Origin of the sequence: Pseudomonas extremorientalis, assembly GCF_024584605.1 — a bacterium.
GTDB classification, from domain to species: Bacteria; Pseudomonadota; Gammaproteobacteria; order Pseudomonadales; family Pseudomonadaceae; genus Aquipseudomonas; species Aquipseudomonas extremorientalis.
On sequence record NZ_CP089519.1, the window covers coordinates 681,013 to 694,275 of the forward strand.

Annotated in this window: 14 protein-coding genes; 7 read left to right on the plus strand and 7 right to left on the minus strand. The window is 61.0% G+C overall.

From position 1 onward, the window contains the following. Positions 1-8 precede the first annotated feature (8 nt). The gene (locus tag LUU92_RS02955) at positions 9-683 is read right to left on the minus strand and encodes an urease accessory protein UreF (protein ID WP_257103134.1); all 675 of its coding nucleotides are present in this window, start codon (positions 681-683) and stop codon (positions 9-11) included. Continuing rightward, positions 680-1,180 carry an urease accessory protein UreE gene (gene ureE / locus LUU92_RS02960; protein WP_071491645.1) on the minus strand — a complete coding sequence of 167 codons (501 nt, stop codon included), beginning with the start codon at positions 1,178-1,180 and terminating at the stop codon, positions 680-682. The genes LUU92_RS02955 and ureE overlap by 4 nt, the downstream gene beginning before the upstream one ends. 275 nt (positions 1,181-1,455) lie before the next feature. Here ureE and LUU92_RS02965 point away from each other — a divergent pair, with 275 nt between their 5' ends. After that, positions 1,456-1,953: a C40 family peptidase gene (locus LUU92_RS02965; RefSeq protein ID WP_222540877.1), complete on the plus strand. Its 498-nt coding sequence runs from the start codon at positions 1,456-1,458 to the stop codon at positions 1,951-1,953. 5 nt (positions 1,954-1,958) lie between these two features. On the opposite strand, the gene LUU92_RS02970 is transcribed toward LUU92_RS02965, so the two are convergent. Next, positions 1,959-2,591, minus strand: coding sequence for a TetR family transcriptional regulator (locus LUU92_RS02970; protein WP_058423535.1), 633 nt, complete (start codon positions 2,589-2,591; stop codon positions 1,959-1,961). 151 nt (positions 2,592-2,742) lie between these two features. Further along, positions 2,743-3,195, minus strand: a complete 453-nt coding sequence (locus LUU92_RS02975) for a hypothetical protein (RefSeq protein WP_071491643.1) — start codon at positions 3,193-3,195, stop codon at positions 2,743-2,745. 359 nt (positions 3,196-3,554) lie between these two features. Here LUU92_RS02975 and LUU92_RS02980 point away from each other — a divergent pair, with 359 nt between their 5' ends. Continuing rightward, positions 3,555-5,624, plus strand: coding sequence for an AsmA family protein (locus tag LUU92_RS02980; RefSeq protein WP_257103135.1), 2,070 nt, complete (start codon positions 3,555-3,557; stop codon positions 5,622-5,624). Between the two features lie 118 nt (positions 5,625-5,742). Here the strand turns inward: LUU92_RS02980 and LUU92_RS02985 are convergent, their stop codons facing one another. Then, entirely contained in the window at positions 5,743-6,273 is a 531-nt protein-coding gene (locus LUU92_RS02985) for a ferritin-like domain-containing protein (protein WP_028615542.1), read from the minus strand. Between the two features lie 171 nt (positions 6,274-6,444). Here LUU92_RS02985 and LUU92_RS02990 point away from each other — a divergent pair, with 171 nt between their 5' ends. Beyond that, a complete protein-coding gene (locus LUU92_RS02990; RefSeq protein WP_071491641.1) occupies positions 6,445-7,335 on the plus strand; it encodes an esterase/lipase family protein in 891 nt (296 codons plus the stop codon). Here LUU92_RS02990 and LUU92_RS02995 read toward each other — a convergent pair. After that, positions 7,332-8,201 carry a DMT family transporter gene (locus LUU92_RS02995; protein ID WP_071491640.1) on the minus strand — a complete coding sequence of 290 codons (870 nt, stop codon included), beginning with the start codon at positions 8,199-8,201 and terminating at the stop codon, positions 7,332-7,334. The two genes, LUU92_RS02990 and LUU92_RS02995, sit on opposite strands and share 4 nt — an antisense overlap. A 97-nt stretch (positions 8,202-8,298) precedes the next feature. Between LUU92_RS02995 and LUU92_RS03000 the strand changes: the two genes are divergently transcribed. The 3 genes from LUU92_RS03000 to LUU92_RS03010 all read left to right on the plus strand — a co-directional run bounded on the left by LUU92_RS03000 (position 8,299) and on the right by LUU92_RS03010 (position 10,679). Beyond that, positions 8,299-9,087 carry an AraC family transcriptional regulator gene (locus LUU92_RS03000; protein WP_071491639.1) on the plus strand — a complete coding sequence of 263 codons (789 nt, stop codon included), beginning with the start codon at positions 8,299-8,301 and terminating at the stop codon, positions 9,085-9,087. Between the two features lie 71 nt (positions 9,088-9,158). Then, a complete protein-coding gene (locus tag LUU92_RS03005) occupies positions 9,159-9,458 on the plus strand; it encodes a PsiF family protein (protein ID WP_017849707.1) in 300 nt (99 codons plus the stop codon). A 207-nt stretch (positions 9,459-9,665) separates the two neighbouring features. Further along, positions 9,666-10,679: an AI-2E family transporter gene (locus LUU92_RS03010; RefSeq protein ID WP_027607720.1), complete on the plus strand. Its 1,014-nt coding sequence runs from the start codon at positions 9,666-9,668 to the stop codon at positions 10,677-10,679. 124 nt (positions 10,680-10,803) lie between these two features. Here LUU92_RS03010 and LUU92_RS03015 read toward each other — a convergent pair whose 3' ends face one another. Beyond that, on the minus strand, positions 10,804-12,072 hold the full coding sequence (locus LUU92_RS03015) for an Hsp70 family protein (RefSeq protein ID WP_257103136.1): 1,269 nt from the start codon (positions 12,070-12,072) through the stop codon (positions 10,804-10,806). A gap of 238 nt (positions 12,073-12,310) precedes the next feature. Here LUU92_RS03015 and LUU92_RS03020 point away from each other — a divergent pair, with 238 nt between their 5' ends. Continuing rightward, positions 12,311-13,249: a DnaJ C-terminal domain-containing protein gene (locus LUU92_RS03020; protein ID WP_257103137.1), complete on the plus strand. Its 939-nt coding sequence runs from the start codon at positions 12,311-12,313 to the stop codon at positions 13,247-13,249. Positions 13,250-13,263 lie beyond the last annotated feature (14 nt).

The window sequence follows — 13,263 nt, forward strand, 5'->3', positions numbered from 1 at the left end:
GTTGTCTCCTAGGAACGGAACAGGCGGCTGTATTGGCGCTCGTGGGCCATGCACGCCAGGGACAGGCCAAACGCGGCGCTGCCGAGATGATCAGGGTCGATGTGGTTGGCGTCCTGCTGGGCTTGTTGCAACAGCGGCAGCAGTTCGCTGGTCAGGCGTTGGGCGGCTTGCTGGCCCAGTGGCAGGGTTTTCATCAGCACCGCCAATTGGTTTTCCAGCCAGCTCCACAGCCACGCGGCGAGGGCATCGGCGGGGCTGATGTGCCAGGCGCGGGCGGCCAGGGCCCAGCCCAGGGCGAGGTGAGGTTCGGTGCACTGTTGAAGAAAGGTGCGGGCCGCGTCGTCCAACTCGGGCAGGCCATTGAGCAGTTGTTGCAGGGAGTAGCCCATCTGCCGGCTTTCCTGATACAGCTCGCGTGTCTCACGGCTGGCGCGGTGTTCCTCACACAACTGTGCCAGGCGCGACCAATCCGCCGCCTGGGCGGCCTGGCAATGGGCGAGCAGCAACGGCGCCTCGAAACGCGAGAGGTTGAGCAGCAACTGGTCGCTGATCCAGCGGCGTGCACTGGCCGCATCGTTGACGCGACCGTTCTCGACAGCCATTTCCAGGCCCTGTGAATAGCTGTATCCGCCAATCGGCAATTGCGGACTGGCCAGACGCAGCAGCGCCCAGGCTGGGTTCATAGACGCACGCCGAACTGATGCAGCTTGGGCGGGTAATTGAAGTCTTCATCGCCATGGCGCGAATGATGATGGCCGCCGCCATAGGCACCATGCTCCGGTTGAAACGGCGCTTCGATGGTTTGCGTTTGCGCACCCAACTGTTCGAGCATGGCCTTGAGCACGTAGTCGTCGAGCAGGCGCAACCAGCCGTCACCTACTTGTAACGCGACGTGGCGATTGCCCAGGTGATAGGCCGCACGGGTCAGTTCGAATGCACTGCTGCAGGTCACGTGTAAGAGGTGTTCAGGCCGGGCGCGCACACGTACGACGCGTCCGTCTTCAGCCTGCAGGAATTCGCCATCGTGCAACGGAGGCTGGCCGCGCTCCAGAAAAAGGCCTACGTCTTCACCGTCGGCACTGAAACAGCGCAGGCGGCTTTTGCTGCGAGCTTCGAAGTTCAGCAGCAACTCGGCGGCCCAGAGGGCTTGGGGGGCGATTCGGCGGTGGATCACCAGCATCAGGAAGCTTCCAGCTATGAGCGATGCAACAGTTAGAGCAAGGGGCTTGCCAACCTCACTGGGGTGTAGGAAATGCCTGTAGGTGTGTGGGTGGCGCCACTAAATAGGGCGAAAAGACTCGGCTGAATTGCGCCAAAATGGTGCGAAGTGTTGCCTGTTGCACTGTGATGGGTGTTTTCAGATTTTCCCTACAGGGTCAAAGGAATTGGCGTTCATCAAGTTACCTGCGAGATCTTTAGTCTGTGCGCCGTGTTTAATCCACTGCGACGTTCATCATGTTCAAATCACTTTGTTACCTGTTTATAGTCAGCCTGACTTTTATGCTGTCTTCGGCCTCCGCCAATCTGCAGCCTCACGCCTCTTTCTCCACTTCACTGAAAGAAGCATCCATCGATGACGTGATCGACCGCGCCCACGAACTGCTGGGCACGCCGTACAAATGGGGCGGCACCTCGGCGGACCAGGGCTTCGATTGCAGCAGTTTCCTGGTCTATCTGTTCAAGACCCAAGCCAATATCCAGCTACCCCGTACGACGGTCGCGATGCACCGCTCCACGGCCCCGACCATCAAGCGCAGTGCGCTCAAGCCCGGCGATGCGGTGTTTTTCAAGGGCAACGGGCGCGGCCAGGTCAGCCATGTGGGCCTGTATATCGGCGAGGGCAAATTTATTCATTCGCCGCGTACCGGCAAGAGCATCCGCATCGATTCGTTGAGCAACAACTACTGGAACAGGAACTACACCACGGCCAAGCGCTTCCACTCAGCGGGATGACGGCGTTACTCGGTGCTGCCCAGGCCTTGCCAGTGTTTCAAACCGATAAAGATAAAGCGCAATTGCTGGGTGATTTTTGCCTGGGGCGTGAGGTGGTCAGGCAGGGCCTGGGCCGGCGGGTCGATGATATCGGGCAGCGTAGCGAATACACTTTTAACGATCAGGTCGGCCATCACGTGCAAACCTTCGGCATCCAGATGCTGCAGCTTGGGCATCAGCGTCAGGTCGGCTGCCAGGTCGCGGGTGATGTCTTCGCGCAAGGCGCCGATCGCTTGGCGCACCGCCAGGCAGCCACCGTATTGTTCACGGGCCAGGAACAGGAATTGCGAACGGTTGGCCGAGACCACATCCAGGAAGATCCGCACGGAGGCATCGATAATGCCGCCCATCACGAACTCGTTGTGGCGCACCAGGCGGATCGTGGCGCGGAAGGTCTGGCCCACCTCGCTGACCAGGACGAGCCCAAGCTGGTCCATATCGGCAAAATGACGGTAGAAACCGGTGGGCACGATGCCGGCCGTCTTCGCCACTTCGCGCAGGCTCAGGCTGCCAAACCCACGGCCACACTCCATCAGATGGCGGGCTGCGTCCATCAGGGCGAGGCGTGTCTGTTGCTTCTGTTCGGCGCGGGGCAGCATTGGCGAGCGGGCTTTGTCGGCAAGTACAGCGACGCACTCTAGCAAAACAGTTCTGTTGGCGTCGAACTTGGCAGGGGAAGGGCGTGACGCGATCTACAGGAAAGCAAAAGCCCGATCGACAGATCGGGCTTTTTTTTCGGCCACCACGGGGTTAGCTCTGTGCTTGATGCAGTTCTTGCAGACGGTCAGCACCGCCTTCGGCAATACCCTGGGTGTAGGCACGTTCATTGGCTTGTTCAGCACCACCTTCAACCAGGCCTTTCTGTTCAAGGCGATCACGGCCACCTTCGGCAACAGCATTGCGTTCCAGCAGACGATCGGCGCCACCTTCAACCAGACCTTTCTGTTCCAGGCGGTTGCGACCGTTTTCGGTCAGGCCTTCGGTGTAGGCGCGTTTGTTGGCTTGTTCCGAGCCATTCTCAGCAACGGCGCCTTTGGCGTAGTCACGGTTCTCTTCTTCTTGCGAACCGCTGCGAGCGACGGTCTGGCTGAAATGAGCGGCGTCGGCTTTGACTTGTGGGGTGGCCTGTTCGGCGGCTGGCAGGGCAAAAGCACTGGAAGCCAGGATGGATAACAGGACGGTAGCGAGTACTTGACGTTTCATGATGGGTTGCTCCTTGGGAGGGCGATAAAGTGGGTACAGGGCTAATGCTACTCTCGATAAGTCGATATAAAAGTTCATAAACACAATGGTAATAATCAACAGAATTGATTGTTCTGGTCAGAGGCTCTAGGACGGGCCTCTCAAGCACGCGGTTTTGCACCGGTGTGGGTATTTTCGACACGCGCATGGGTAACAATGGTGCGGTGGCGCAGGTGGAATCTGTCGAGTCGGTCAGGAAATGAGCTTTTTCCTGGCAAATCGGCGATTGGGTTAAACCCCGCTGCGGTTTGCCAGTCGTAGTCCTATAAGCTGTCCTTAAAGGCTGTCATCCGGCCAGTCGTATTCAGGAGTCCTGTGCAATGACGCGCACGCGTAAAATCGCCGCTTGGAGCTGCGCCAGCTTCGTTCTGTTAATCGCCATAGTGGTATTGGTCCTGGTGTTCTTTGATTGGAACCGCATCAAGCCCCCCCTCAATGCCAAGGTCTCCGAAGAATTGCATCGACCGTTTGCCATCAATGGCAACCTGGCGGTGGTGTGGGCGCGCGAGCCCGATGAAGGCGGCTGGCGCGCCTGGGTGCCGTGGCCCCATGTGATTGCCGAAGACCTGACCCTGGGCAACCCTGACTGGTCGAAAAACCCGCAGATGGTCACCCTCAAGAAGGTGGAACTGCGCATTTCGCCCCTGGCGTTGCTGGTGCAGCGTGTAGTGATCCCGCGCATCGACCTCACTGAGCCCAGCGCGCAATTGCAGCGCCTGGCCGACGGTCGCGCCAACTGGACCTTCACGTTCGATCCCAAGGACCCCAACGCCGAGCCCTCCAACTGGGTGGTGGATATCGGCGCCATCGGCTTCGACAAAGGCCACGTGACCCTCGACGACCAGACCCTCAAGTCTCAACTGGATGTGATCATCGATCCGTTGGGCAAACCCATTCCCTTCGGCGAAATCGTCGGCGACGCGGATGCCAAGAAAGCCCTGGAAAAAGGCTCGGCCCCTCAGGACTATGCATTCGGCCTCAAGGTCAAAGGCCAGTACCACGGCCAGAAACTCGACGGCAGCGGCAAGATCGGCGGCCTGCTGGCCTTGCAGGACGCGGCCAAGCCGTTCCCTCTGCAAGCCCAGGTCAAGATTGCCGACACCAGCATCTCCCTGGCCGGCACCCTCACGGACCCACTGAATCTGGGCGCCCTCGACCTGCGCCTGAAACTCGCCGGTTCCAGCCTGGGCAACCTGTATCCGCTGACCGGCGTGACCCTGCCGGATTCACCGTCCTATTCCACCGATGGCCACCTGATCGCCAAGCTGCACGAGCCCACCGGTGCCTCGTTCAGCTATGAAAACTTCAACGGCAAGATCGGCAACAGCGACATCCACGGCAGCCTCGCCTACGTCGCCAGCCAGCCACGGCCCAAACTCAGCGGTACGCTGGTGTCCAACCAACTGCTGATGACCGACCTCGCGCCCCTGATCGGCGCCGACTCCAATGCCAAGCAAAAAGCCCGTGGTGGCGACAGCAAGCAACCGGCGACCAAAGTGTTGCCGGTGGAAGAATTCCGCACCGAGCGCTGGCGCGTGATGGATGCCGATGTGGAATTCACCGGAAAACGCATCGTGCACAGTGCCGATCTGCCGTTCACCGATCTCTACACCCACCTGGTGCTGAATGACGGCGAACTGAGCCTCGAACCCCTGCGTTTCGGCGTGGCCGGCGGCAAGCTGGATGCGCAGATTCGCCTGAATGGCCGCACCACGCCGATGGAGGGTCGCGCCAAACTCACCGCGCGCAACTTCAAGCTCAAACAACTGTTCCCGACCTTCGAACCGATGAAGACCAGTTTCGGTGAACTCAATGGCGATGCCGATATTTCCGGACGCGGCAACTCGGTGGCGGCACTGCTGGGCACCTCCAACGGTGACCTGAAGATGCTCATCAACGACGGCGCGATCAGCCGTGGCCTGATGGAAATTGCCGGGCTCAACGTGGGGAACTACGTGGTGGGTCGCCTGTTCGGCGATAAAGAAGTGAAGATCAACTGCGCAGCGGCGGACTTCGGCATCAAGACCGGCCTGGCGACCACTCGCCTGTTTGTGTTCGATACCGAGAACGCGATCATCTATATCGATGGCACGGCGAATATGGCCACCGAGCAACTGGACTTGACCATTACCCCGGAATCGAAAGGCTTCCGCCTGTTCTCCCTGCGTTCACCGCTGTATGTGAACGGGCCGTTCATCAAGCCGAATGCGGGTGTGAAGGCCATTCCGTTGGCACTGCGTGGCGCAGGCATGGTGGCGCTGGGGGTCATCGCCGGACCGGCTGCCGGGTTGCTGGCGCTGGTTGCCCCCAGTGGCGGGGAACCGAACGAGTGCGCGCCGCTGCTGCAACAGATGAAAGAAGGCAAGGCGCCAAAAACCGTGAAAGGCTAACTGCAAATGTGGGAGGGGGCTTGCCCCCGATGGCGGCATATCAGTCGATATCTCAATTGACTGATCCACCGCTATCGGGGGCAAGCCCCCTCCCACATGGGTATTGCGTTCTGCCGGGTTACAGGCTTTCGAGAATATCCGCCATGTCGTCGGCATGCTCTTCTTCCTGCGCGAGGATCTCTTCGAACAGGCGGCGCGTGGTCGGGTCCTTATCACCGATGTACTGGATGATTTCGCGGTAGCTGTCCACGGCAATCCGTTCGGCGACCAGGTCTTCGTAGACCATTTCCTTGAGGTTATTGCCCGCTACATATTGCGCATGGGAGTTCTTCGACAGCAGGTCCGGGTTGAACTCCGGCTCGCCGCCCAACTGCACGATGCGTTCGGCAAGTTTGTCGGCGTGTTCGGCTTCCTGGGTGGCGTGTTCGAGGAACTCTTGTGCAGCGACGGCGGCCTTGATGCCGCTGGCCATGAAGTAATGACGCTTGTAGCGCAACACGCAGACCAGCTCGGTGGCCAGCGACGCGTTGAGCAGGCGGATGATTTCTTCGCGGTCGGCGTCATAGCCCTCGGTCACGGCACCGTTTTCGACGTTCTGGCGGGCGCGGCTGCGCAGGGTCGCAACGTCAGTCAAGTTTGCTTCGGTCATCTCTATCTCCTGGGGCTAATCCGGTTTTGCGCCACGCTCTGCCGGCGTGATCGCTCCAAGTTGTGAGTCTTGGGAGGAGCAAAAAGTTTTATTGGATTTACCGGCAACGTCACAAGCCCGACTTGAGGCTGGGCTAGGCTGGATGGATCGGATTGAGAGGATGCCCGGTTCATGCCGCAGTCGTTGGCCACGCGTTACCCCCTGGTGTTGGTACCCGGCATGCTCGGTTTCGTGCGCCTGGGCTGGTTCCCTTACTGGTACGGCATCGTCCCGGCATTGCGGGCGGGCGGGGCGCAGGTGTTTCCCGTGCAGGTGGCGCCGCTGGATTCCAGTGAGGTGCGTGGCGAGCAACTGTTGCTGCAGATCGAACGCATTCGCCGCGAAACCGGTGCCGACAAGGTCAACCTGATCGGCCACAGCCAGGGCTCGCTCACTGCGCGGTATGCGGCGGCCAAGCGCCCTGAGTGGGTCGCCTCGGTGACCTCCGTGGCAGGCCCCAATCATGGCTCGGAGCTGGCGGACCATATCCACCTGCATTACCCCGCTGACGGCGTGAAGGGCCGAATCATGAGCGCGCTGTTTCACCTGGCCGCCTGGGTGATGGGCGTGCTGGAAACCGGCTATCGCGGGCCACGCTTCAAGGCAGATTTGCAGGCGTCCCATCACTCACTGACCAGTGCCGGCGTGGCGTTGTTCAACCAGCAATACCCGCAGGGGTTGCCGCAGACCTGGGGCGGGCAGGGTGCCGAAGAGGTCAACGGCGTGCGCTATTACTCGTGGTCCGGCACCTTGCAGCCGGGCATCACTGACCGTGGCCGCAACCTGTTCGACGGCACGAACCGCAGTTGCCGTTTGTTCGCCCGCAGCTTCGTGCGGGAAAAAGGCCAGTGCGACGGCATGGTCGGGCGCTATAGCTCACACCTGGGGTTGGTGATCGGTGATGACTACGCGCTGGACCACTTCGATATCGTCAACCAGTCCCTGGGCCTGGTGGGCAAGGGCGCGGAGCCGATCCGGCTATTTGTCGAGCATGCCCGGCGCTTGAAGGCGGCCGGGGTTTAACGCACTGGGGTGGTCCAGCGCTCCGACAAGATCACCCCGCCCAAGGTCAGCAGGCCGCCCACCAGGTGGTACGGCGCCAGTTCTTCTTTCAGCACCACGGCGGCGATCAGCGCGGTGATCAACGGCAGCAGGTTGAAAAACAACGTGGTGCGGCTCGGGCCCAGGGTTTTCACCGAGTGCATCCAGGCCAGCGGTGCCAGCATCGAAGCCAACAGGCATGCATACAACACCAGCGGAATGTTGGCCCAGCCCAGGCCGGCCTTGGCCGAGAACAGGAACAGCGGAAACAGCACCACCACCGCCACCAGCACCTGCAGATACAGCAGCACCAGCGGGGGCAGGCGCAGTTGCCATTTCTTCAGCAGGGTGCTGTAGACCGCATAGGCCAGGGTGGCGACCAGCATCATGCCGTCACCCAGGTTGACCCCATGTTGCAGCAGTGCGCCGAGGCTGCCGGCGGACACCACCACGACCACGCCGGCGAATGACAGCACCGCACCGGTCAGCGCGCCGTAGGTCAGGCGTTGGCCGAGGCTGATGATCGCCGCCGCCAGCGCCATCAACGGCATCAGGGACAGGATGATGCCCATGTTGGTCGCCGTGGTGAGCGACGCGGCGTAGTAGGCCAGGCTCTGGTACACCGCCATGCCCAGCACACCAAGGATGAACACTTTGCCCAGGTTCGGGCGGATCTGCGCCCAGTGGGCAATCACCGGTTTGAGCATGAATGGCGTAAACAGCAGTGCCGCCAGCAGCCAGCGATAGAAGCCAATCTCCGCCGGGAAGATCGAACCCACGGCCAGTTTGTTGACGACGGTGTTGCCGGCCCAGATAAAAATGGCCAGCAAGGGATAAGCGTATTGCATCGAAAGGAGCCCGGTGTATAGGTGAGGCAGGATTATCCATTGTCTGGATCGAAGCCTATACTGCGATCCAGACAACCCACCGCTGTATCCAGACAACATGGCCAAGCACAACGTACGCCTCCAGGATTTCCCCCAACTGCCGAGTCCGGTGTATTTCCGCTATTCGGATTTCGCCCCCGACACCGAGTGCACGCCGCACCAGCATTTCTGGGGTTCGCTGGATTACTCCGCCAGTGGCGTGATGCGCATGGAAGTGGCCGGCAGCCGCTTCATGTCACCGCCGCAGTACGCCGTGTGGGTGCCGCCGCATACCGAGCACAGTTCCTATAACGCCGAGGCAATTGTCTACCACTCGGTGGGGCTGGCCCCGGAACTCTGCGAGCAATTGCCCCGGCAGCCGTGCACCCTGGCCATCAGCGATATCCTCAAGGCCATCCTCAATGACTTCGCCCAGCGCGACGTGAACATGCCGCAGACCGAGTCCGATGTCCGCCTGGCCCAGGTGCTGGTGGACCAACTCAAGCAGGCGCCGATCCACGAGTGCTTCCTGCCCTACGCCCGTCACCCAGGGCTGCTCGGCGTACTGGAAGGCATGCAGGCTGATCCCGGCGACAACCGGCCGCTGGCGCACTGGGCCGAACAGGTGCACGTGAGCGAGCGCACCCTGGCACGTCAGTTCATACGGGAGCTGGGCATGAGCTTCGGCGAATGGCGCCAGCGCCTGCGTTACCTGGCCGCCATCGAGGCTCTCGACAGCGAGCGCAGCGTGCAACATGTGGCGTTTGACCTGGGCTACAGCACCGCCTCGGCGTTTATCGCCATGTTCCAGCGCCAGGCGGGATGTACCCCCGAGCAGTACCGGCGTGCCCATATTCGTAGTCGGTGAAGATGTAACAGGCTTTGACTACACTGCTCGGTAGGCCGTGCCCGTCGGCGCGGTAACAGGGAGAAAACTCCATGAAGATGCTGCGTATTCCGCTGTTGATGATGGGCTTGCTGTTGTGTTCCCAAGGCTTTGCCGCCACCGCCCAGCAAAACAAAATGACCACCTGCAACGCCGAAGCCACCACCAAGACGCTCAAGGGCGACGAGCGCAAGGCGTTCATGAAGACCTGCCTGTCCGCCCCGGCGGCCAATGATGCCAAGACCCTGACACCGCAGCAGCAGAAGATGAAGGATTGCAATGCGTCGGCGAAAACCAAGGCGCTGACCGGCGATGCGCGTAAAACCTTTATGAGCACCTGTCTCAAAGGCTGATCACTCTTTCGCGAACGCCGCAGATCAACGGTGGGAGCCGGGCTTGCCAGCGATACAGGCGCCTTGCTCTGTCTGCTACACCGCGGCGAGGCCATCGCGGGCAAGCCCGGCTCCCACACTTGATCGCATTCATAATCGACCCACTCGCTTGATTCCCTCAAGGCTGGCAGACTGCCCATCCTTTAACGCCGTTCGTTTTGAGGCTGTATGCCAACGTTTTCTCAGCGTCACGTGCTATTGCTGGCCAGCTACATCATCATTTTTGGCGGGTTGCTGCTGGTGCTGCCGCTCAAATTGCTGCCCAGCCTGCTGGCCGGCCTGTTGGTCTATGAACTGGTCAACATGCTCACCCCTCAACTGCAACGGCTGATCGAAGGCCGGCGTGCGCGCTGGCTGGCGGTGGCGTTGCTGGGCACCCTGATCGTCAGCGTGCTGGCGCTGATCTTTGCCGGCGCCATCAGCTTCCTGCTCCACGAAGCGGAAAACCCCGGGGCGTCCCTCGACAAATTCATGGGCGTGGTCGACCGCGCACGCGGCCAGTTGCCGCCGTTCCTCGACGCCTACCTGCCCGCCAGCGCTGCCGAGTTCCGTGTGGCCATCGGAGACTGGCTGAGCAAGCACCTCAGCGAACTGCAACTGGTGGGCAAAGACGCCGCCCACATGTTCGTCACCTTGCTGATCGGCATGGTGCTCGGCGCGATCATCGCCCTGCAGCGCGTGCCCGACTTGACCAAACGCAAACCCCTGGCCGCCGCGCTGTTCGACCGCCTGCACTTGCTGGTCCAGGCGTTTCGCAACATTGTCTTCGCCCAGATCAAGATCGCCGCGCTCAACACCGCCTTCACCGCCGTGTTCCTCGCCGTGGTACTGCCGCTGTGTGGTATCCACCTGCCGCTGACCAAGACCCTGATCGTGCTGACCTTCCTGCTCGGCCTGCTGCCGGTGATCGGCAACCTGATGTCCAACACCCTGATCACCATCGTCGCACTGTCGCTGTCGATCTGGGTGGCGGTGGCGGCGTTGGGTTACCTGATCGTGATCCACAAGGTCGAGTACTTCCTCAACGCGCGGATCGTGGGCGGGCAGATCAGTGCCAAGTCGTGGGAGTTGCTGTTGGCGATGCTGGTGTTTGAGGCGGCTTTTGGGCTGCCGGGTGTGGTGGCGGGGCCGATTTACTATGCGTATTTGAAGAGTGAGCTGAAGCTCGGTGGGATGGTTTAGGCTTTGTATTGGCCGGTCTGGCCCATCGGGGGCAAGCCCCCTCCCACATTTTGATCTGTGAACACATTCAAAGGTGGGAGGGGGCTTGCCCCCGATGGGCGCGACGCAGCGTTTCAGATAAAACTCAGCTGCCGTAGCGCTTGCTTGCTTCGATCGCCAGGCCACTGCCGATACTGCCGAAGATATTGCCTTCCACATGCCGTGCATTCGGCAGCATCGCCGAAATGCTGTGGCGCAGTGCCGGAATCCCGCTGGAACCGCCGGTAAAGAACACGGTGTCCACCTGGGCCACGCTGACCGATGCATCGTTGAGCAACTGCGTGACGCTGTTGCGCACGCGCTCAAGTAACGTGTCGATGGACGACTCGAACAGTGCCCGGCTCAGGTCCACACTCAGACCGGCTTCGATGCGGTCCAGCGGCACATGACGGCTGTCTTCGTGGGTCAACTGGATCTTGGTTTCTTCCACTTCCATGGCCAACCAGTGCCCGGCGCGCTGTTCGATCAGCTTGAACAGGCGGTCGATGCCGCCAGTGTCTTCGATGTCGTAGCGCATGCTGCCCAGGGCCAGCTGGGATTTTTGCGAGTACACCGAGTTGATGGTGTGCCAGGTGGCCAGGTTCATGTGGTGGCTGGTGGGCATGTAGGCGCCGCTTTTCATGCGGCTGCCGTAGCCGAACAACGGCATCATGCCGTTCAGCGAGAGCTGTTTGTCGAAGTCGGTGCCGCCGATGTGTACGCCGCCGGTGGCGAGGATGTCGCTCTGGCGGTTGTCGTTGTGGCGGCGGTCCGGCGACAGGCGCACCAGAGAGAAGTCGGACGTACCGCCGCCGATGTCGACGATCAGCACCAATTCTTCTTTCTCGATGGTGGACTCGTAGTCAAACGCCGCCGCAATCGGCTCGTACTGGAACGAGATGTCCTTGAAGCCGATCTTGCGCGCCACGTCGACCAGGGTGTTCTCGGCTTCCTGGTCGGCCATCGGGTCGTCATCGACGAAAAACACCGGGCGACCCAGCACCACTTCTTCGAACTCGCGCCCGGCGTTGGCTTCGGCACGGCTCTTGAGTTGGCCGATAAACAGCGCCAGCAGGTCGGTGAACGGCATTGCGGTGCCGAGCACGCTGGTATCGTGCTTGATCAGCTTGGAACCCAGCAGGCTCTTGAGCGAGCGCATCAGCCGGCCTTCGTAGTTTTCCAGGTATTCGTGCAGGGCCAGGCGACCGTACACGGGGCGGCGCTCCTCGAAGTTGAAGAACACCACCGACGGCAACGTGATCTTGTCGTCCTCCAGCGCGATGAGCGTCTCCTCGCCGGGGCGGATCCAGCCGACGGTGGAGTTGGACGTGCCAAAGTCGATGCCGCAGGCACGGGCTGGGGATGGGTTTTTCATGTCTATCGGGTTCCGGTTGAAAAACGGCCGCGCAGTGTATGCCAGTCGAAGGCGGATGCGTAGGCCGACTATCCGCTAAATCGTGCTTGAAAGTTGGGTATTCGCCCCCACATCTGCTGCATACGGCAAGTGCCGATAACACTTTGACGCATCCCCAGGCCACATCACTCAACAAGTGCAATGCAGCGCACGTTGTGCCCCGGGCTGTGCGATCTCGATTAAGGATGGTGAACCGCCGATGGATTTCAAAGACTATTACAAGATATTGGGCGTAGAGCCGACGGCCGACGATAAGGAAATCAAGGCGGCCTATCGCAAGCTCGCACGCAAATATCACCCCGACGTGAGCAAGGAAAAAGACGCCGAAGCCAAGTTCAAGGACGCGTCCGAAGCCTATGAGGCGCTCAAGAGTGCCGACAAGCGCGCCGAATACGACGAGCTGCGCAAATACGGCCAGCATGGCCAACCGTTCCAGGGACCACCGGGCTGGCAGAGCCATGGCGGCTTTGGTGGCGGTGGTGGCGGTGAGGATTTCTCGGACTTCTTCAGCTCGATCTTCGGCTCCCGTGGCGACGCCTTTGGTGGCGGCCAACGCCGTCCTGCCGGGCGTAAAGGCCAGGACGTGGAGATGCAGCTGTCGGTGTTCCTCGAGGAGACCCTGTCCACCGAATCCAAGCAGATCAGCTTCCAGGTGCCGCAGTACGACGCCTCGGGCCGGCATGTCAGCAACACCACCAAGAGCCTGAACGTGAAGATTCCCGCCGGCGTGACCGACGGCGAGCGCATCCGGCTCAAGGGCCAGGGCGCGCCGGGCATTGGCGGCGGGGCCAATGGCGACCTGTACCTGATCATCAAGTTCGCGCCACACCCCAGGTTTGAAGTGGATGGCGAAAACCTGATCATCAACCTGCCGCTGACGCCGTGGGAATTGGCGCTGGGCACGGAAGTGGCGGTGCCGACGCTGACCGGCAAGATCAACCTCAAGGTCCCCGCCAACAGCCAGAACGGCCAGCGCATGCGTGCCAAGGGCCACGGCCTGCTGAACAAGGCCGGGCAACGTGGCTATCTGTTCGTGCAGCTCAAGGCCGTGATGCCCAAGTCGGACGATGAGGCGGTCAAGGCTTTGTGGCAGGAGCTGGCGCAAAAAGCGGCGTTCAACCCCCGCGAGAACTTCTAAGGGGTTGAACGCCA